Genomic DNA, 21,008 nt, shown 5'->3' with positions numbered 1-21,008 from the left:
ATCTGCCGTCGCGCTACTTCAGCAACGCGGTGACGAACTTGACCAGCGGCACCTTTTCGACCGAGCTGCGGTGGCCGACGATTCCGACCTTGATCGCGCCGGCCGCGTTGCCGATGAAGGCGACGTCCTCGATATTGCCGCCGGCGGCGACCAGCGGCGCGGTGATCGTCAGGAAGGCGTCCCCCGCGCCGACGGTGTCGACGACGGTCTTGGTGAAGGCGGGGACGCGCGTGACGCCGGTTTTCGACGAGAAGGGGTAACAGCCGAAGGAGCCGTGCGTGATGATCATGTTGTCGCAGTCGATCTTGCCGTGCAGGCCGGCCTCGATCACGGACGCGATGTCGCTGAACTTGTCGGTTGCAGCCAGACGCGCCTCCGGCGCGTCGATGCAGATGTAGTCGGCCCGCGGATATCTCGTGATCAAATTGTAGCCGTGATTGCCGCTGTTGCTCTGAGCATTGACCGCCAGGAACCTGGAGTTGGCGATCAGGGTGTCGATCGTGCTCGACGCGATCATGCCGTGGCCGAAATCAGTGGCGATCACCACGTCCGCGCTACGCACACGCTCCGTCGTGATACGGTCGATTTCCTTCCGATCGGCCTCGTCGAGCGGCGTGTCGTCCATGGTGTAGACTTCGAAGAGCTTGTGCAGATATCCCAGCTCGACGTACCGCGATTTGCGGGTCGTCGGACGGCCCTGAAGGCGGATCGGCGTTAACGTGACGTTCGGGCGGACATGCGCCCGAATGAACTCCTCAGGGTAGTCGTTGCCACCCAGCGTCGTGACGACCTCCACCGACTTGCAGAAGCTCGCGACATGGTTCGCCGCGGCGATGACGCCGCCGGCAAATTGCTCGCCGCTCTTGAACAGCGTGGCGACGATGTTTTCCTTCGAGGCTTTTCCGAGCGCCGTGACGTACTGGTATTCGTCGATGATGGTGTCGCCGACCAGCACGACGTGCATGTCCTGCACCTTGTCGATCAGTTTCAGCAGGCGATCGGCGCCGCCACCTTCACGGACTTTTTGCAGGTAGTCGCGGAGCGGCGGATCGTAGATGTCGAAATACCGGTTCACCAGCGACGAGGAGCTGAAGGTCACGTCACGGGTGAACACGATGCGTCCGCCGTGACGCTCGACGACGTCGCGCTCGCTCCGGATCTTGCCGGTCACGTCGTCTTCGGGGTTTTCGTAGTCGGACCCCTTCACATAGATGTCCGGCCGCACCGTATCCAGGATCGGCTCGGCGCTGGAGGTATGATTGATGCCGACCCAATCCACGGTCGCGAGCGAGGCCAGCATCTCGGCCCGCATGTTTTCGGGGAAGATCGGCCGACCGGGTCCCTTGTTGACGTAACGGTCGGCGGTGATCGTCACCATGACGACGTCGCCCTCGTTGCGCGCCGCCTGGATGTGTCTGATATGGCCGAGATGCACGAGGTCGAAGACGCCGTGGCAGAGTGCAACCTTCCGGCCCCGCGCTTGCGCGGACCGCGCAATCTCGCCCAATTCCTCGACCGTCTTGATCTTTTCGTGGGCCGCCAGTTGGTCGTTCAACGCGGGAGTGTCGGTCGGAATATTGCCCATGTGAATAACCCAAAGCGCCAGCCGGCCTCAGCCGGGCGGCCCGGAATTGATCGATTCGCGGCAACCATACCCGGCGAACCTGTTCACTGGCTTGCCTTCTGCGGCGCCCCGGACGCCGCGTCGTTGTTGTCCCCGAGATATTTGAACCAGTCCTTCGTCGCGTCCGCGATCTTGTCCACTGTCCACAGGGGGGCGTCCTTGTACTGATCCATCGACTTCAGCATCGTCGCGACCCCGTCCTCAAATTTTACCTTCGGCGTCCATTTCAGGATCCGCTTGATCTTGGTGATGTCGGCATAGGTGCAATCGGGCTCGCCGGGACGCTTGGGAATGTGGATCTTGTCGCCGCCGAGAAGCTCGACCAGCCGGTTGACACCGTAGGTGTTGTCGGAGCCGACGTTGAAAATTTCGTTCGAGACATCGGAGCACGCGGCGGTCACGAAAGCGTCGGCGACATCGCTGACGAAGGTGAAGTCGCGGGTCTGCTCGCCGTCGCCGACCACCGTGAAGGGCTTGCCGGCGAGCTTCTGCGCCATGAATACGCCGAACACGGCGCCATAGGTGCCCGTGGTGCGATGGCGCGGCCCGTACACGTTGAACAGGCGCAGCGCGACCGCGGGCAGCTTGTAGACCTGGCACCAGTGCATGACGCACTGCTCGCCGAGATTCTTGGTAAGGGCATAGGGGTACATCGGCCGGATCTCGGCGCTCTCCGGCGTCGGATAGACGTCGGGAATTCCGTAGCAGGACGACGACGCGGCATAAACGAAGCGGCTGACGCCCGCCTGCCGTGCAGCCTCGAGAACGTTGACGGTGCCGTCGACGTTGGCGCGGTGATAGGGGATCGGGGACTCGATCGAGGGAACGATGTCTGCCAGCGCTGCGAGATGGAATACCCAGTCGATGCCGTCGAAATGCGGCTTGATCGATTCGAGTTCGGTGACGTCGGCCCGCACGATCTTCAGTCGATCAGAATCGATGCGCGAGGCCAGATTTTCGGGGCGTCCGATCACGAAATTGTCGAGCGCGACGACCTCGTGGCCATCGTCGAGGAGGCGGTCGACGAGGTGACTGCCGATGAAGCCGGCGCCACCGGTAACGATGCATTTCATAGGAACATCCGTGATGCGAATGCCCAGCGAAACAGGCCCGCCAATGTTGAGTGAAGGTGGAAACCGAATCGGCTGCTGGTCGACTTCGAAGGTAATATACCTTTGCAATCGCTGGTGATAGCCGGTATCAGGGCGTCATGTCGCCGTCGAGCCGCGAGCCCATGCCTGCCGAGTCCGTCGATCCCGGTCACAAGGCTTTCCTTGACGACTACGTAGGGCGCCTCCATCGTGCGACGGCAATTGACGACGGGGTTTTCGCCAGGATTTCCGCCACCCGCACGGCCTGGTTGCGCGCGCGCGAGCAGGGCGGCCGCGTCATCTTCATCGGCAATGGAGGCTCGGCCGGCATCGCCTCCCATCTCGCAATCGATCTGGCGAAGAACGCATCGGTGCCCGCACTCTGCTTCAGCGATGCCAGCATGATGTCGTGCCTTGCCAATGATTACGGTTTCGAGGACTGGATTGCGCATGCTGTGAGGCTGAGTGCCCGCGCCGGCGATTGCCTCGTCGCAATCAGCTCGTCGGGACGCTCGAAGAACATTCTCAATGCGGTCGCGCAGGCGCGGACGATGAAGCTCGATGTGATCACGCTGTCGGGCATGAACGCGGAAAACCCGCTGCGCAATCTCGGCGACGTCAATTATTACGTCGACAGCCGCAGCTACAACATTATCGAGACCACGCATCAGTTCTGGATGATGGCCGCGATCGACCTCATCATCGGTCGCGCGGAATATCCGGCCTCCTGAGGCGGTGCCCTCGATCTGATCACCACGGGGTGAGCTTGCCTCGCCCGCTCGCATATCTCCGTTTTACGGTCCTACGATGAAAAACCTGTTCTACGTCCGTCATACCTGCCGCCTCTGTCATTCGGACAAGCAAGAGCTTGTCGTCCCGATGGCAGGCATGCCCATTGGCACGCCGAACTTTCAGGTGCCGGATGCAAGCGTCGACGATCCCGTCTTTCGGGCCGCGGTGCCGATGGCGCTGCACCTCTGCGCGGACTGCGGCCACCTGCAGATTCTCCACGTCGGCAATCCGGAGATCCAATACCGAAACTACGTCTATACCACCTCGCTCTCGCTTGGCCTGCGGGAGCACTTCGCGGGCTATGCCAACGACGTCGTCAGCCGATTCGCCATCGCGCCTGGCTCGCTGGTCGTCGAGCTCGGCAGCAACGACGGATCGCTGCTCGGTTTCTTTAGGGAGCGCGGCATGCGGGTGCTGGGTGTCGATCCCGCCGTCGACATCGCGCGGCGTGCGACGGAAGCGGGGATCGAGACCATCGGCGATTTCTTCACCGATGCCATTGGTCGCCGCATCCTGCAAAGCCACGGCGCGGCCAGTGTCGTGATCGCCAACAACATGATCGCCAATGTCGACAATCTCGACCCGCTGGTGATCGGGGTTCGCGACGTGCTTGCGCCGGACGGGCTGTTCGTTTTCGAAACGCAGTATGGCGTCGACGTCACCGAGAAGAACCTTCTCGACACCGTCTATCACGAGCATCTGTCGTATTTTAACATCAAGCCGCTGACGCGCTTCTTCGCGCGGCTTGGCATGGAAGTGATCGACGTCCAGCACATCGAGACCAAGGGCGGCTCGATCCGGGTGACGGTGCAGCGTGCCGGCGGCGCGAAGAAGCCGTCCGCGGAAGTCGCGCGCTTCATTGCCGAGGAAGACCGGCTCGGCGTCGACCGGCCGGCCTACTATGTGCCCTATGCGAAGAGGATCGCCGCCATCCGCGACGAGCTGGTCGCAATGGCCCACGCCGCCCATGCGCGCGGCCAGCTCGTGGCCGGCTACGGCGTCTCGGTCGGGACCACGACCCTGCTGCCGCAGTTCGGCCTGGAGAACAAGATCGACTTCCTGGTGGACGACGATCCCAAGAAGGGGAACGTGATGGCGGGCCCCGGATACGACATCCCGATCCTGCCGCCCGCCGCCCTTTACGAGCGCAAGCCGGCGTTCGTCGTCGTCTTCGCCTGGCGCTATGTGGATCCGATCCGGGCCAAGCACGCCGGCTACTTCGCCGAGGGCGGAAAGTTCGTTGTGCCGTTGCCGGGCATTGCGACGATCGACCGGGCCGACTGACCTTGAGGGGTTGCCAAAGGGGCTGCAGGTGAGGGGGCCACCGGTGGTCTCGTTCTGCGAGGAACCGGCTGAGGCCCTGGGGCGGCGCTTTGCAGGCGGCAGATAAGCCCTTGATCGGCCTGATCTCTAATCGGTCGCCCGCGGAGGTCGGTTTACCCGCGCGGGCCCTCTCTATCTTGACCTTTGGTCCCATCCGCAGTAGATACCGCGCACTCGCAGCCGGCCCGTTAGACGCGGATTTCCGGCGCGGCTTTGAAATCCCCGAACAATCGAGCCCGATTTCCGGCTCATCCTTCGACAGAGGGCTGGGCCAACGGCGGCTGTTCGGATCCCTGAAATTCATTCGCGTCTGTCGACGGACGTTGGACATCAAACGATGGCAGTCAGCCCGTTCAAGTTCTTGCAGGAAGTGCGCTCGGAGACCGCCAAGGTCACCTGGCCGACCCGCCGCGAGACCACGATCACCACCATCATGGTGTTCGTCATGGTCGCCGTGGCCTCGATCTTCTTCTTCGCCGCCGACCAGATCATCCGCGTCCTCATCACCTTCCTTCTGGGCATTCACTGATGGCAACAGCAACGGCTCAATTGTCTGACAAGCGCTGGTACATCGTCCACGCCTATTCGAACTTCGAGAAGAAGGTCGCCGAATCGATCCGCGAGCAGGCCAAGCAGCGCGGGCTCGAGGAGCTGTTCGAGCTGGTGCTGGTTCCAACCGAGAAGGTCACGGAAGTGCGCCGCGGCCGCAAGATCGACGCCGAGCGCAAGTTCTTCCCGGGCTACGTCCTGGTGAAGATGAAGCTGACCGACGAGGCGTTTCATCTGATCAAGAACACCCCGAAGGTGACCGGCTTCCTCGGCGCGGAAAACAAGCCGATGCCGATCTCGGAAGCCGAGGCCATGCGCATTCTGCACCAGGTGCAGGAGGGCGTGGAGCGGCCGAAGGCGTCGGTGTCGTTCGAGATCGGCGAGAACGTGCGCGTGGCCGACGGCCCGTTTGCCTCGTTCTCGGGTGTGGTCGAGGAAATCGACGAGGCGCGCTCGCGCGTGAAGGTCGCGGTGTCGATCTTTGGCCGCGCCACGCCGGTCGAACTGGAATTCGGTCAGGTCGAGAAGGTCTGATCGAGTAGGCGTGAGGCTTCGGTCTCGCGCAACAAGAGGCCGTGGGAGGGAGAGGGCGGTTGCCAGCCGCATCCGACCCAGACCACGAACCTGAAACCGCCGGCCCAGGCCGGCCCAACAGGAGTGATACATGGCAAAGAAAGTGACCGGATACCTGAAGCTTCAGGTCCCGGCCGGTGCGGCGAATCCTTCGCCCCCGATCGGTCCCGCGCTCGGTCAGCGCGGTCTCAACATCATGGAGTTCTGCAAGGCGTTCAACGCCCAGACCCAGAAGGAAGAGAAGAATACCCCGATTCCCGTCGTGATCACGATCTACGCCGATCGTTCGTTCACGTTCGAGATGAAGACGCCGCCGATGTCCTTCTTCCTCAAGCAGGCTGCCAAGATCCAGTCCGGCTCCAAGGCGCCGGGCCGTGACAAGGCGGGTGCGGTGACCAAAGCGCAGGTGCGCGAAATCGCCGAGAAGAAGATGAAGGATCTCAATTGCGACTCGATCGAGTCGGCCATGAAGATGGTCGAGGGCTCTGCCCGTTCGATGGGTCTGGAAGTGGCGGGGTAAGGGCTCATGGCAATCGGAAAGCGTTTGAACAAAGCCCGCGAAGGTATTGATCGCGAAAAGCTTTACCCGCTCGCGGACGCCATCAAGATGGTCAAGGAACGCGCGAAAGCGAAGTTCGACGAGACCATCGAGGTCGCGATCAATCTCGGCGTCGATCCGCGTCACGCCGACCAGATGGTCCGCGGTGTCGTGACCCTGCCGAACGGCACCGGCCGTACGCTCCGCGTCGGCGTGTTCGCCCGCGGCGCCAAGGCCGACGAGGCCAAGGCTGCGGGTGCCGATGTCGTCGGCGCCGAGGACCTGGTCGAGAAGGTGCAGAACGGCACGATCGATTTCGACCGCTGTATCGCAACCCCCGACATGATGCCGCTGGTCGGCCGCCTTGGTAAGGTGCTCGGCCCGCGCGGCCTGATGCCGAACCCGAAGATCGGCACCGTGACCATGGACGTCACCGGCGCCGTGAAGGGCGCCAAGGGCGGCTCGGTCGAGTTCCGCGTCGAAAAGGCCGGCATCCTGCAGGCTGGCGTCGGCAAGGCCTCATTCACCGAGGAAAAACTGGTCGAGAACATCAAGGCTCTCGCTGACGCTGTCTCCAAGGCCAAGCCGGCCGGTTCCAAGGGCACCTACATCCAGCGCGTTGCGGTGTCCTCGTCGATGGGCCCCGGCGTGAAGGTCGAGCCGGGCACCATTCTCGGCTAAGCTTTGGAAATGACATGAGGCGAGGGGCGGAATTGGGCAACCGATTCCGCCCCTCGTCGTTTGTGACGGCGTTCACCGGAAACAAGAACAATGACTGACAAGGTCCTGATCTACTCGCGCTTTCCCAAGACGATGATGGCGCGCTTTGCCGAGCGGTTCGAGCTGCTCGACACCGGCGGCAAGCCGGCGCGGGAGATGTTTTCGGCCGACCAGCTCGGCGGCATCCGCGCGGTGCTCACCGCCGGTGGCACGCCGCTGGGCGCGGAGGCGATGGACCTGTTTCCGAAGCTCGGCGCCATCGTCTGCTACGGCACTGGCTATGACGGTGTTGACCTGAAGGCCGCTGCTGCCCGCAACATCGCGGTCGGACATAGCCCGGGCGCCAATGCGGCCTCGGTCGCCGACATCGCGATGACCCTGATGCTCGCGACGACGCGGCGAATCCTGGTTGCCGACCAGTACGTCCGAAGCGGCGATTGGGCCGCGTCAAAGCCCTCGCCGATGATGCGCCCGCAGGCCGGGATGCCGGGCCGCCGCATCGGCGTCTACGGCATGGGCGAGATCGGCCGCAAGATCGCAGCGCGCTGCGCATCCTTCGAGAGCGAAATCGGCTATTTCAGCCGCAGCAAATACGAGCTGCCCTATCAATATTTCCCGACGCTAGAGGCGCTGGCCGACTGGTGCAGCGTGCTGATGATTGCGGTCCGGGCAGGAGCCGAGACCCAGCGTGCCGTCAGCGCCGACATCCTCAAGCGCCTCGGGGCGGACGGCTATGTCGTCAACATCTCCCGCGGCTCGGTGATCGACGAGAAAGCCCTGGTGGTGGCGCTCACCGAAAAGACCATCGCCGGCGCGGGTCTCGACGTCTACGACAAGGAGCCGCACGCCCCGGACGCGCTGACGGCGCTGCCCAACGTCGTGTTCGCCCCCCATATCGGCGGCCACACCCTCGAATCGCACGTCGCCATGCAGAACTGCGTGCTGGCGAACCTGTCCGCGTTTTTCGAAGGCAAGCCACTGCCTTACGGGGTCAAATGAGCCTGAATCGGCCCTTGTCGGCCCGGGTCAAGCGCCTGCGGCAACGGATTGGAACTGGTGTGAATTTTGCTCTTGGCAAGCAGGCCCCGAGCGGTTAAAGAACCGCTTCCGGACGTGCCGGCCTCGGCTGGCGCGTTCGTGCACGCATTCCGAAAACAAGCGATGGAGATCATTCCTTTTCAGGGCGTCCGTGAGGATTTGCCGGAAAAGGAGGGAAACCCGTCGGGTGTGGGATGCGGGCAGAGGTCGGGCGGTTCGCCGGCTGACCTTGTCCTGTCCAAGACTGCAGGCGCCCGCGGGGAATTTCGATTTCTCAACGGCTTAATCGCATGGCCTGCATAGACGGGTGAAGACCGGATTTCACGTCGTGACCGCCTTAGGGTCGGTTGCGGAATGGGTTTGGTTCGGACCTCGACACGCCGTGGGCTCCAGCGAGCTCCCGGAGGGCAGGCTTTGAATTGTCGTCTTGCCCGGCGTGTCCGATGGGTTTGGCCCTGAGGTTCAGGTTTGGGCGGGACGATGGGTGCAACCCGGCGGTCCCGCTTTCGCGATGACCGCCAACCGGAAAGAGCTTGCTGTGGAACGAGCGGCAAAAAAGGAAGCGGTCGAACAGCTCAATGGGGTCTTCAAGACCACGAGCGTCGCGGTCGTTGCCCAATATTCCGGCCTGACCGTTGCCCAGATGCAGAAGCTGCGCTCGCAGATGAAGCAGGCTGGTGCCTCGGTGAAGGTCTCGAAGAACCGTCTCGCCAAAATTGCTCTTGAAGGCACTGACGTCGTTGCCATCGGCCCCATGCTGAAGGGACCGACCGTGATCGCCACTTCAGACGATCCGGTAGCGGCGCCAAAGGTCGCCGTCGAATTCGCCAAGGCGAACGAAAAGTTCGTCATCATTGGTGGCTCGATGGGAACGACCGTCCTGAATGTCGACGGCGTGAAGGCTCTTGCCTCGCTGCCGTCGCTTGACGAACTGCGCGCCAAGATCGTCGGCCTGCTTGTGGCCCCGGCGACCAAGATCGCTCAGCTCGCCAACGCGCCCGCGGGCAAGCTCGCGCGCGTCATCCAGGCTTATGCCTCAAAGGGCGAAGCGGCCTGACGCCCTTCGCAAAACTCAAACCCGAACCAGACTTACATTCAAGGAAACTGAACAATGGCTGACCTGCAGAAGATCGTTGACGACCTCTCGAGCCTCACCGTGCTCGAAGCTGCCGAACTCGCGAAGCTCCTCGAAGAGAAGTGGGGCGTTTCGGCTGCCGCGGCTGTCGCCGTGGCCGGCCCGGCTGGTGGTGGCGCCGCCGCCGCTCCGGCCGAAGAGAAGACCGAGTTCACGGTCGTTCTTGCCGCCGCCGGCGACAAGAAGATCGAGGTCATCAAGGAAGTCCGCGCCATCACCGGCCTGGGCCTGAAGGAAGCAAAGGACCTCGTCGAGGGCGCGCCGAAGCCTGTCAAGGAAGGCGTGAACAAGGACGAAGCCGAGAAGCTCAAGGCCCAGCTCGAGAAGGCTGGCGCGAAGGTCGAGCTCAAGTAAGCAACGCTTACTGGCACGAGATCCCGGTCAGCATCATCGCAACCGGGATCTCGGTCCACTCCTGAAGGGGTGGGCCAGATGCAAAAGGCGTGCGACGGAACGACCCGACGCAGGCCGAACACGAAAAAGTGTGGGGATTTGAGGGTTTGTCCCTCGAATCTGCACTAATGTCGCCCCATATCGGGTCGGCAGCACGAAAGCGCGGTGGGCAGGGATGCCGCATTCCCTGTAAGGCGTTGGGAGAGGAAGCTATTTCGGGCTTTTGCAGTCCGTGAAGAGGTTGGTTGTGACGGGCGGGCGCGCTCCTGCGCCCCGCGCGTCGTTTTGCGTTTTGAAGGTCTGAAGAACAGATTCAGGACATTCCTGCCTGAAACTGAGTCTCCGGCCCCCAAGACGGGTTCGAAAAATTCAACCCGGGGAGCGGCGGTCGCCGCGTTCCGGAGGGCGCGCCCAAATCGGGCGACGAAAATGAGAGGCCACGATGGCGCAGCAGACATTCACCGGTCGCAAACGCGTTCGCAAGTTCTTCGGACACATCAAGGAAGTGGCCGAGATGCCGAACCTCATCGAGGTTCAGAAGGCGTCCTATGACCAGTTCCTGATGGTCGACGAGCCCCAGGGCGGGCGGTCTGACGAGGGCTTGCAGGCGGTGTTCCGCTCGGTGTTCCCGATCTCGGACTTCTCGGGCACCTCGATGCTGGAATTCGTCCGCTACGAGTTCGAGCCGCCGAAATACGACGTCGACGAGTGCCGCCAGCGCGGCATGACCTTCGCGGCCCCCCTCAAGGTGACGCTGCGCCTCATCGTGTTCGATATCGACGAGGAAACCGGCGCGAAGTCGGTCAAGGACATCAAGGAGCAGGACGTCTATATGGGCGACATCCCGCTCATGACGATGAACGGCACCTTCATCGTCAACGGCACCGAGCGCGTCATCGTCTCGCAGATGCACCGTTCGCCGGGCGTGTTCTTCGATCACGACAAGGGCAAGACCCATTCGTCGGGCAAGCTGCTGTTCGCCGCCCGCGTGATCCCGTATCGCGGCTCCTGGCTCGACATCGAGTTCGACGCCAAGGACATCGTCTATGCGCGTATCGACCGTCGCCGCAAGCTTCCGGTGACGTCGCTGATGTTCGCGCTCGGTCTCGACGGCGAGGCGATCCTCAGCACCTTCTACAAGAAGATCCAGTACAAGCGGATCAAGGAGGGCTGGCGTGTTCCGTTCGACGCCAATCGTTTCCGCGGCTACTCGACCATCAACGACCTGATCGACGCCGATACCGGCAAGGTCGTGCTCGAAGCCGGCAAGAAGCTCACCGTGCGCGGTGCGCGTCAGATGCAGGAGAAGGGCCTGAAGGCGCTGCGTCTGTCGGATGCGGAGCTCGTCGGCAATTACATCGCCGAGGACCTCGTCAATCCCAAGACCGGCGAGATCCACGCGGAGGCCGGTGAAGAGATCACCGACAAGTCGATGAAGGCTCTCAACGAGCAGGGCTACAAGGAGCTGCCGCTGCTCGACATCGACCACGTCAATGTCGGCGCCTACATCCGCAACACGCTCTCGGCCGACAAGAACATGACGCGTGAGGACGCGCTGTTCGACATCTACCGCGTGATGCGTCCGGGCGAGCCGCCGACGCTGGATTCGGCGCAGGCGATGTTCCAGTCGCTGTTCTTCGACGCCGAGCGCTACGACCTCTCTGCGGTCGGCCGCGTCAAGATGAACATGCGCCTCGACCTCGATGCGCCCGACACCCAGCGCACGCTGCGCAAGGAAGACATCCTCTCCGTCATCAAGACGCTGGTGGATTTGCGCGACGGCAAGGGCGAGATCGACGACATCGACCATCTCGGCAACCGCCGTGTGCGTTCGGTCGGCGAGCTCATGGAGAACCAGTACCGCATCGGCTTGCTCCGCATGGAGCGCGCGATCAAGGAGCGCATGTCTTCGGTCGACATCGACACGGTCATGCCGCAGGACCTGATCAACGCGAAGCCGGCGGCCGCCGCCGTGCGCGAGTTCTTCGGCTCCTCGCAGCTCTCGCAGTTCATGGACCAGACCAACCCGCTGTCGGAGATCACCCACAAGCGCCGCCTGTCGGCACTTGGACCGGGCGGTCTGACCCGCGAGCGCGCCGGCTTCGAGGTGCGCGACGTGCATCCGACGCATTACGGCCGCATCTGCCCGATCGAGACGCCGGAAGGTCCGAACATCGGCTTGATCAACTCGCTCGCAACCTTCGCGCGCGTGAACAAGTACGGCTTCGTCGAGACGCCTTACCGCAAGGTCAAGGACGGCCGCGTCACTGACGAGGTTGTGTACCTCTCGGCGATGGAAGAGGGCCGCTACACGGTCGCGCAGGCCAACGTGCCGCTCGATCCGAAGGGCCGCTTCACCGAAGATCTCGTGGTCTGCCGTCACGCCGGCGAAGTCTTGCCGGTGACCCCGGACAAGGTCGACTACATGGACGTGTCGCCGAAGCAGCTCGTTTCGGTCGCAGCCGCGCTGATCCCGTTCCTCGAGAACGACGACGCTAACCGCGCGCTGATGGGCTCGAACATGCAGCGCCAGGCGGTGCCGCTGGTTCGCGCCGAAGCGCCGTTCGTCGGCACCGGCATGGAAGGCGTGGTTGCGCGTGACTCGGGTGCCGCGATCGCGGCGCGCCGTTCGGGCGTGATCGACCAGATCGACGCAACCCGCGTCGTCATCCGCGCCACGGAAGATCTCGATCCGACCAAGTCGGGCGTCGATATCTACCGGCTGATGAAGTACCAGCGCTCCAACCAGTCGACCTGCATCAACCAGCGTCCGCTGGTGAAGGTCGGCGACATCGTCAAGAAGGGCGACATCATCGCCGACGGTCCGTCGACCGATCTCGGCGAGCTCGCGCTCGGCCGGAACGTGCTCGTCGCGTTCATGCCGTGGAACGGCTACAACTTCGAAGACTCGATCCTGCTCTCCGAGCGGATCGTGAAGGAAGACGTGTTTACCTCAATTCATATCGAAGAATTCGAGGTGATGGCCCGCGACACCAAGCTCGGGCCCGAGGAAATCACCCGCGACATTCCGAACGTCTCGGAAGAAGCGCTGAAGAACCTCGACGAAGCCGGCATCGTATACATCGGCGCGGAAGTGCGCGCCGGCGACATCCTGGTCGGCAAGATCACGCCGAAGGGCGAAAGCCCGATGACGCCGGAGGAAAAGCTCCTGCGCGCCATCTTCGGCGAGAAGGCTTCCGACGTCCGCGACACCTCGCTGCGCGTTCCTCCGGGCGTGCAGGGCACCATCGTCGAAGTGCGCGTGTTCAACCGGCACGGCGTCGACAAGGACGAGCGTGCGCTGGCGATCGAGCGGGAAGAGATCGAGCGTCTGGCCAAGGACCGCGACGACGAGCAGGCGATCCTGGACCGCAACGTCTACAACCGCCTTGCCGAGCTGCTCGAAGGACGGCAGGGCATCGCCGGTCCGAAGGGCTTCAAGAAGGACACCAAGATCACCCGTGCGGTGCTCGAGGAGTACCCGAAGTCGCAGTGGTGGCTGTTCGCTTCGCCGAACGACAAGCTGATGGCCGAGATCGAGGCCATGCGGAAGCAGTACGACGAGTCGAAGAAGGGGCTGGAACAGCGCTTCCTCGACAAGGTCGAAAAGCTTCAGCGCGGTGACGAATTGCCGCCCGGCGTGATGAAGATGGTCAAGGTCTTCGTCGCGGTGAAGCGCAAGATCCAGCCCGGCGACAAGATGGCCGGCCGCCACGGCAACAAGGGCGTGGTGTCGAAGATCGTGCCGATCGAGGACATGCCGTTCCTCGAAGACGGTACGCATGCCGACATCGTGCTCAATCCGCTCGGCGTGCCCTCGCGCATGAACGTCGGACAGATCCTCGAGACCCATCTCGGCTGGGCCTGTGCCGGCCTCGGCAAGCGTATCGGCCAGACGGTCGATGCCTATTTGTCGAAGCAGGACATCCGGCCGCTGAAGGAAACCTTGAAGAAGGTCTACGGCGAGGACGAGACGATCAAGTCGCTCAACGACAACGAGTTGATCGAGCTCGGCCACAATCTGAGCCGCGGCGTTCCGATCGCGACGCCGGTGTTCGACGGCGCCAAGGAAGCCGACATCGAGGAGATGCTGAAGCTTGCCGGTCTGGACGCTTCGGGCCAGTCGACCGTCTATGACGGCCGCACCGGCGATGCCTTCGATCGCAAGGTGACGGTGGGCTACATCTACATGCTCAAGCTGCACCATCTCGTCGACGACAAGATCCACGCGCGTTCGATCGGTCCGTACTCGCTCGTTACCCAGCAGCCGCTGGGCGGCAAGGCGCAGTTCGGTGGCCAGCGTTTCGGCGAAATGGAAGTGTGGGCGCTCGAGGCTTACGGCGCGGCGTACACGCTCCAGGAGATGCTGACCGTGAAGTCGGACGACGTCGCCGGCCGTACCAAGGTGTACGAGGCGATCGTGCGTGGCGACGACACCTTCGAGGCCGGTATTCCCGAATCGTTCAACGTGCTGGTCAAGGAAATGCGCTCGCTCGGCCTCAACGTCGATCTGCACAATTCCAAGGTCGGACCGGGGACGGCGGAAGCGGCCGAGTAATACGACCCTCATGCCCGGCCTGAATGGCCGGGCATCGGCGCCCAGTCCTCGAATCGCGAGGGCAGGGCGCCCCGCATAGTGATTTTCGAATTTGCTGCCGGAGGCGACCGGCACGCGAGGAGAAGACGATGAACCAAGAAATTATGAATCTCTTTAATCCGACGACGCCGGCTCAGGTCTTCGACCAGATCCGGATCTCGATCGCGAGCCCCGAGAAGATTCTGTCCTGGTCGTACGGCGAGATCAAGAAGCCGGAAACCATCAACTACCGTACCTTCAAGCCCGAGCGCGACGGCCTGTTCTGCGCCCGCATCTTCGGGCCGATCAAGGACTACGAGTGCTTGTGCGGCAAGTACAAGCGCATGAAGTACAAGGGCATCATCTGCGAGAAGTGCTCGGTCGAGGTCACGCTGTCGCGCGTCCGGCGCGAGCGCATGGGCCATATCGAGCTCGCAGCTCCCGTCGCCCACATCTGGTTCCTGAAGTCGCTGCCCTCGCGCATCGGCCTCCTGCTCGACATGACGTTGAAGGATCTCGAGCGGATCCTCTACTTCGAATATTACGTCGTGCTCGAGCCGGGCCTCACCGCGCTGAAGGACCGTCAGCTCTTGTCGGAAGACGAGTATCTGAAGGCGCAGGACGAATACGGCCAGGATTCCTTCACCGCCATGATCGGCGCGGAGGCAATCCGCGAGCTGCTCAAGGGCATGGACCTCGAGAAGCTCGAGCTGACCTTGCGCGCGGAGATGCAGGAGACCGACTCCGACATCAAGCACAAGAAGCTCGCCAAGCGCCTGAAGATCGTGGAAGCGTTCCGCCACTCCGGCAACAAGCCGGAATGGATGATCATGACCGTGGTTCCGGTGATTCCGCCGGACCTGCGTCCGCTGGTGCCGCTGGACGGCGGCCGCTTCGCGACCTCGGACCTCAACGACCTCTACCGCCGCGTCATCAACCGCAACAACCGCTTGAAGCGGCTGATGGAGCTGCGCGCACCGGACATCATCATCCGCAACGAGAAGCGCATGCTTCAGGAGGCGGTCGACGCGCTGTTCGACAACGGCCGCCGCGGCCGCGTCATCACCGGTGCCAACAAGCGTCCGCTGAAGTCGCTCGCCGACATGCTCAAGGGCAAGCAGGGCCGGTTCCGTCAGAACCTGCTCGGCAAGCGCGTCGACTATTCGGGCCGTTCGGTGATCGTGGTCGGTCCCGAGCTGCGCCTGCATCAGTGCGGCCTGCCGAAGAAGATGGCGCTCGAGCTGTTCAAGCCGTTCATCTACTCGCGGCTTGACGCCAAGGGCCTGTCCACCACCGTGAAGCAGGCCAAGAAGCTGGTCGAGAAGGAGCGGCCCGAGGTCTGGGACATCCTGGACGAGGTCATCCGCGAGCATCCCGTGCTGCTCAACCGCGCACCGACGCTGCATCGCCTCGGCATCCAGGCGTTCGAGCCCGTGCTGATCGAGGGCAAGGCGATCCAGCTCCACCCGCTGGTCTGCGCCGCGTTCAACGCCGACTTCGACGGCGACCAGATGGCCGTGCACGTCCCGCTGTCGCTGGAAGCGCAGCTGGAAGCGCGCGTCCTGATGATGTCGACCAACAACATCCTGCATCCGGCGAACGGCCAGCCGATCATCGTGCCGTCGCAGGACATCGTGCTCGGTCTCTACTACGTCTCCATCATGCGCGAAGGCCTGCCCGGCGAGGGCAAGATCTTCGGGGAGATGGCGGAGCTCGAGCACGCGCTGCACGCGAAGGTCATCCACCTCCACACCAAGATCAAGTACCGGTGGGAAGGCATCGACGATACCGGCAAGATCTCCAAGCGCTGGATCGAGACCACCGCTGGCCGCGTCATGCTGGGCAATCTGCTGCCGAAGAACCCGCGTGTTCCCTACGAGATCATCAACAAGCTGATGACCAAGCGCGAGATCTCCGGCGTCATCGACCAGGTCTACCGCCACTGTGGTCAGAAGGAGACGGTGATCTTCTGCGACCGCATCATGGCGCTCGGCTTCTACAACGCGTTCAAGGCCGGCATCTCGTTCGGCAAGGACGACATGGTCGTGCCGCACTCCAAGTGGAAGATCGTCGAGACCACCCGTACGCTGGCGAAGGATTTCGAGCAGCAGTACAACGACGGTTTGATCACCCATGGCGAGAAGTACAACAAGGTCGTCGACGCCTGGTCGAAGGCCACGGAAGAAATCGCCAAGGCGATGATGAAGGAGATCTCCTCGACCAAGAAGACGGCGAGCGGGGCGGATGCCGACATCAACTCGATCTACATGATGGCCCACTCTGGTGCCCGCGGTTCGCCGGCCCAGATGCGCCAGCTCGCCGGCATGCGTGGCCTGATGGCCAAGCCGTCTGGCGAGATCATCGAGACGCCGATCATCTCGAACTTCAAGGAAGGCCTCTCGGTGCTCGAGTACTTCAACTCGACCCACGGCGCCCGCAAGGGCCTCGCGGACACCGCGTTGAAGACCGCGAACTCCGGCTACCTGACCCGTCGTCTCGTCGACGTCGCGCAGGATTGCATCATCACGCAGGACGATTGCGGCACCAAGCTCGGCATCAAGATGCGCGCCATCGTCGATGCCGGCACCGTAGTCGCTTCGCTCGGCTCGCGCATCCTCGGACGCACGGCCTGCGAAGACGTGCGTGACAGCACGGGCAAGGTGATCTTCAAGCGCGGTACGCTGATGGAAGAGAGCCATCTGGATGCCATCCATCAGGGCGGCGTCCAGGAGGTGAAGATCCGCTCGGCGCTGACCTGCGAACTCGTCAACGGCATCTGCGGCAAGTGCTACGGCCGCGATCTCGCTCGCGGCACGCCGGTCAACCACGGCGAAGCGGTCGGCGTCATCGCGGCGCAGTCGATCGGCGAGCCTGGCACCCAGCTCACCATGCGCACCTTCCACATCGGCGGTGCGGCGCAGCTGAACGAGCAATCTTTCGTCGAATCCAACTTCGACGGCAAGATCGTGATCCGGAACAAGGCCATCGCCCGCAACAGCGACGGCCACCTGGTCGCGATGGTTCGCAACATGGTGATCGCGATCGTCGATGCCGACGGCACCGAGCGTGCGACGCACCGTATTCAGTACGGTTCGCGCCTGCACGTCGACGAGGGCGACATGGTCAAGCGCGGCCAGCGTATCGTCGAATGGGATCCCTACACCCGTCCGCTCCTCACCGAGGTCGAAGGCACCATCGGCTTCGAGGATCTGGTCGAGGGACAGTCGATCTCGGAAACGCTCGACGAGGCCACCGGTATTGCCAAGCGCGTGGTCATCGACTGGCGCTCGATGCGCGGCGGCGGGGACCTGCGTCCCGCCATCGTGATTAAGGGCAAGGACGGCAAGGTGCTCAAGCTCGCCCGTGGCGGCGATGCTCGCTACATGCTGTCGGTCGACGGCATTCTGTCGGTCGACGTCGGAGCCAAGGTCCAGGCGGGCGACATTCTCGCCCGTGTCTCGACCGAAAGCGCCAAGACACGCGACATCACCGGCGGTCTGCCGCGGGTGGCGGAATTGTTCGAGGCTCGGCGTCCGAAGGATGCGGCGATCATCGCCGAAATCGCGGGCACCATCCGGTTTGGGCGCGACTACAAGAACAAGCGTCGCATCTCGATCGAGCCGATGGACAAGACCGACGAAGCGCGCGAGTACCTGATCCCGAAGGGCAAGCACATCCACCTTCAGGACGGCGACGTCGTCGAAAAGGGTGACTTCATCGTGGAAGGCAACCCGGCGCCGCACGACATTCTGGCGGTCAAGGGCATCGAGGAACTCGCGGCCTATCTGGTCAACGAGATCCAGGAGGTCTACCGGCTCCAGGGCGTGCTCATCAACGACAAGCACATCGAGGTGATCGTCCGTCAGATGCTCCAGAAGGTGGAAGTCACCGACCAGGGCGACACGGACATGATCTCGGGCGAGCAGATCGACAAGATCGAGTTCGACCAGATCAACGCGAAGGCCAAGGAAGAGGGCAAGAAGATCGCCACGGGAACGCCGGTTCTGCTCGGCATCACCAAGGCGAGCCTTCAGACCCGCTCCTTCTTCTCGGCAGCCTCGTTCCAGGAGACCACCCGCGTCCTCACGGAAGCGGCGGTCAACGGCAAGGTCGATCCGCTCGAAGGCCTCAAGGAGAACGTCATTGTCGGCCGGCTGATTCCGGCAGGCACCGGCGCCTCCATGGCGAAGATCCGCGAAGTCGCCGTGAAGCGCGACAAGATGATCCTCGACGAGCGCGAGAAGCAGGCGGCGGTCGTGCCGCCGGCGCCGGAAGTGGAGCCGATGGCGCTGCCACCTGCGGAATGATCGTTCATCCGTAGGAATACCGAGGACACTGAAAAGGCCGGCGAAAGCCGGCCTTTTTGCTGCTTTGTTTCCCTGTTGCGGTGCAGGATCAACCTTTGTTCATCTTTCCTTCAGGCGCAAAAGCGCTTCTGCTAGGAGAGCTTAGACCGGTGGTCCCGTGAAGGGGGCGGGCCGGAGACCACGGAATTCTCATGCTTGATCTCGCAATCGTAGGCGGCGGCCCCGGCGGGCTGATGAGCGCTTGGTATCTGAAGCGTAAGCTCGGCGACCTCTGCCGCGTCACCATCTACGAGGCATCCGACCGGCTCGGCGGCAAGATCGTCACGCGCAAATTCGATTCCGCGCCCGCGATGTACGAGGCCGGCGTTGCCGAGATCTACGACTACTCGATGACCGGGCCGGATCCGTTACGCGAGTTGATCCAGCATTTCGGCTTGCAGACCATTCCGATGGATGCCGAGCAGGTGCAGTTCGGCGGCGAGCTCCTCAACGACGTCGCGGGCATGCGCCGCAAATACGGTGCCAAGACCGCAGCCGCAATCGAGGCGTTCCGTAAGCGCTGCGCCGAGACGATGACGCCGATCGAGTATTACGAGGGCGTCGGCGCGCACGACAACGAGAACCCCTGGGCCTACAAGACCGCCGAACAGGTGCTCGACGAGGAGGTCGAGGACGAAACCGCAAAGCGATTCTTCAAGGTGATGGCACGCTCGGACCTCGCGACCGAGAGCCACAACACCAACGGGCTCAACGCGCTCAAGAACTACCTGATGGATGTCGACGGCTATATCGGCCTCTATTCCATCCAGAACGGCAACGAGCAGCTCATCGAGTGCCTCCAGTCCGAGGTCAATGCCGACATCCAGCTCAATCATCGCGTCCTCACGGTCGGCAAGGCGCCGACCGGCCGCTATCAGCTCAAGATGATGAACGGCAAGGGGCCGGAGACGCGCGACTTCGACCTTGTGCTGGTCTGTCTGCCGCATTCCTGGCTCGGGACCGTCGGCTGGGAGGGCGAACAGCTCCGCAAGTCGATGGTCAAGCACGTCTCGTACTTCGACCGTCCCGCGCACTATTTGCGTGTCTCGATCCTGTTCGACACGCCGTTCTGGGGCGACAAGATCGCCGGCGCTTGGTTCATGTCGGAAGCCTTTGGCGGTTGCTGTGTCTACAACGAGGGCGCGCGCCATGATGTGGGCAAGCACGGCGTACTGAACTGGCTGATTCCGGGCTCCGACGCGCTGGCCTTTGCGAATCTCTCCGACCAGGAGCTGATCGATGCCGCGCTGAAATCGCTGCCGGCATCGCTCGGCGATGCGCGCGCCCATTTCATGGAAGGCAAGATCCACCGCTGGCTGTCGTCGGTGAACGCGATTCCGGGCGGCTTGCCCGTGCGCGACGTCATGACCAATCACCGGCCGGAGCCGAAGGAACATCCCGGAATCGTGGTGGTCGGCGACTATCTGTTCGACTCGACGCTGAACGGCCTGCTCGATTCCTCGGACGCGGCGACCGACATCATCTTGACCGAGATGATGCGCCTGCGCCGCGAGCGTTCGCAGGACGACAAGCCGCTCTCGGACAAGATCGATCGCGACTATTTCGACAATTATCGCGGCCAGGGTCCCTACAGCGAAACGTGGCAACACTTCACGGATCCCGACTATCTCACAAAACTGATCGGCATTGTCTGGGGCAAGGCCAAAGGCACGAAGCTCTTGATCGCGGGCTCGGCCAGCGGCGAGCTTGTCGGCGCGCTGCGCGATCGCGGCATCGATGCCTTCGGCATCGAGAACAACCGCGCCATTCACGCCAGAACGCCGAAGGCGCTGAAGAAGTACAACAAGCTCGGTTCGATCACCGACATGCCGTTCAAGGACGGTGCGTTCGACTTCGTGTTCGAGACCAGCCTCTGCCATGTTTCCCCGAAGCAGGTGGTCCGTGCGATCAGGGAGCTGAACCGTGTGGTCAAGACCGGGCTCGTGTTCGGCTCGGTCACCTCGGACATGGCGCCGGCACTGATCGACCGCTACGACCTCCTGCGTGGGGTCAAGAAGCTCGGCACCTGGTGGGAATGGTCCGAATTGTTCTTCGGTAACGGCTTCGAGCTGTCGATGCACCGCAAGGACTGCACCGATGCGCTCTGGGAGACGACGCTCGCCGCCAACAAGGGCCCGGGCCAGTGGTACGCCGACGCCGATTCCCTGCGCTATTCCTTTTTTGACAAGGTCGAGGACGAGGAAGACGACTAGCCGCCTGAAACGGCCGCCTTCGCCAATTGTTTTGCCGAATTCATCCTGATCGCATAGAATCGATGCAGTAGCGGTTTCCGCTATTTCCTTCTTTCTC

General features: G+C 62.8%; 14 protein-coding genes. 12 read left to right on the top strand and 2 right to left on the bottom strand.

Going from position 1 to position 21,008, the window contains the following annotated elements:
* Positions 1-13 precede the first annotated feature (13 nt).
* The gene (locus AC0L3U_RS16640; protein WP_473362428.1) at positions 14-1,585 is read right to left on the bottom strand and encodes a PfkB family carbohydrate kinase; all 1,572 of its coding nucleotides are present in this window, start codon (positions 1,583-1,585) and stop codon (positions 14-16) included.
* A gap of 83 nt (positions 1,586-1,668) precedes the next feature.
* Positions 1,669-2,697: an SDR family oxidoreductase gene (locus tag AC0L3U_RS16635; RefSeq protein WP_473362427.1), complete on the bottom strand. Its 1,029-nt coding sequence runs from the start codon at positions 2,695-2,697 to the stop codon at positions 1,669-1,671.
* Positions 2,698-2,858: 161 nt separating this feature from the next.
* Here AC0L3U_RS16635 and AC0L3U_RS16630 point away from each other — a divergent pair, with 161 nt between their 5' ends.
* From AC0L3U_RS16630 to AC0L3U_RS16575, 12 genes are all read left to right on the top strand, one after another.
* Entirely contained in the window at positions 2,859-3,446 is a 588-nt protein-coding gene (locus tag AC0L3U_RS16630; RefSeq protein ID WP_473362426.1) for an SIS domain-containing protein, read from the top strand.
* Between the two features lie 76 nt (positions 3,447-3,522).
* A complete protein-coding gene (locus tag AC0L3U_RS16625; RefSeq protein WP_473362425.1) occupies positions 3,523-4,791 on the top strand; it encodes a methyltransferase domain-containing protein in 1,269 nt (422 codons plus the stop codon).
* Between the two features lie 376 nt (positions 4,792-5,167).
* Entirely contained in the window at positions 5,168-5,359 is a 192-nt protein-coding gene (secE, locus tag AC0L3U_RS16620; protein WP_007602984.1) for a preprotein translocase subunit SecE, read from the top strand.
* Positions 5,359-5,913 (top strand): transcription termination/antitermination protein NusG, encoded by a 555-nt coding sequence (gene nusG, locus AC0L3U_RS16615; RefSeq protein WP_007602985.1) that lies wholly within the window; start codon positions 5,359-5,361, stop codon positions 5,911-5,913. Before secE ends, nusG begins: the two co-directional genes overlap by 1 nt.
* Before the next feature lie 130 nt (positions 5,914-6,043).
* Positions 6,044-6,472 carry a 50S ribosomal protein L11 gene (gene rplK, locus AC0L3U_RS16610; RefSeq protein WP_007602986.1) on the top strand — a complete coding sequence of 143 codons (429 nt, stop codon included), beginning with the start codon at positions 6,044-6,046 and terminating at the stop codon, positions 6,470-6,472.
* A gap of 6 nt (positions 6,473-6,478) precedes the next feature.
* On the top strand, positions 6,479-7,171 hold the full coding sequence (gene rplA, locus AC0L3U_RS16605; RefSeq protein WP_007602988.1) for a 50S ribosomal protein L1: 693 nt from the start codon (positions 6,479-6,481) through the stop codon (positions 7,169-7,171).
* A 90-nt stretch (positions 7,172-7,261) separates the two neighbouring features.
* Positions 7,262-8,209 (top strand): 2-hydroxyacid dehydrogenase, encoded by a 948-nt coding sequence (locus AC0L3U_RS16600; RefSeq protein WP_473362424.1) that lies wholly within the window; start codon positions 7,262-7,264, stop codon positions 8,207-8,209.
* Between the two features lie 577 nt (positions 8,210-8,786).
* Entirely contained in the window at positions 8,787-9,305 is a 519-nt protein-coding gene (gene rplJ / locus AC0L3U_RS16595; protein WP_027567495.1) for a 50S ribosomal protein L10, read from the top strand.
* A 54-nt stretch (positions 9,306-9,359) separates the two neighbouring features.
* Complete coding sequence (gene rplL, locus AC0L3U_RS16590) at positions 9,360-9,737, top strand: 50S ribosomal protein L7/L12 (RefSeq protein WP_007602994.1); 378 nt, start codon at positions 9,360-9,362, stop codon at positions 9,735-9,737.
* A gap of 481 nt (positions 9,738-10,218) precedes the next feature.
* Positions 10,219-14,334: a DNA-directed RNA polymerase subunit beta gene (rpoB, locus tag AC0L3U_RS16585; protein WP_007602996.1), complete on the top strand. Its 4,116-nt coding sequence runs from the start codon at positions 10,219-10,221 to the stop codon at positions 14,332-14,334.
* A 128-nt stretch (positions 14,335-14,462) separates the two neighbouring features.
* Positions 14,463-18,659 (top strand): DNA-directed RNA polymerase subunit beta', encoded by a 4,197-nt coding sequence (gene rpoC, locus AC0L3U_RS16580; protein ID WP_456769430.1) that lies wholly within the window; start codon positions 14,463-14,465, stop codon positions 18,657-18,659.
* A gap of 191 nt (positions 18,660-18,850) precedes the next feature.
* Positions 18,851-20,911, top strand: coding sequence for an FAD-dependent oxidoreductase (locus AC0L3U_RS16575; protein ID WP_473362423.1), 2,061 nt, complete (start codon positions 18,851-18,853; stop codon positions 20,909-20,911).
* The last annotated feature ends 97 nt before the right edge of the window (positions 20,912-21,008 follow it).

This window comes from Bradyrhizobium sp. Kon69, assembly GCF_055807515.1.
This window is presented reverse-complemented; position numbering and strand designations above follow the sequence as displayed.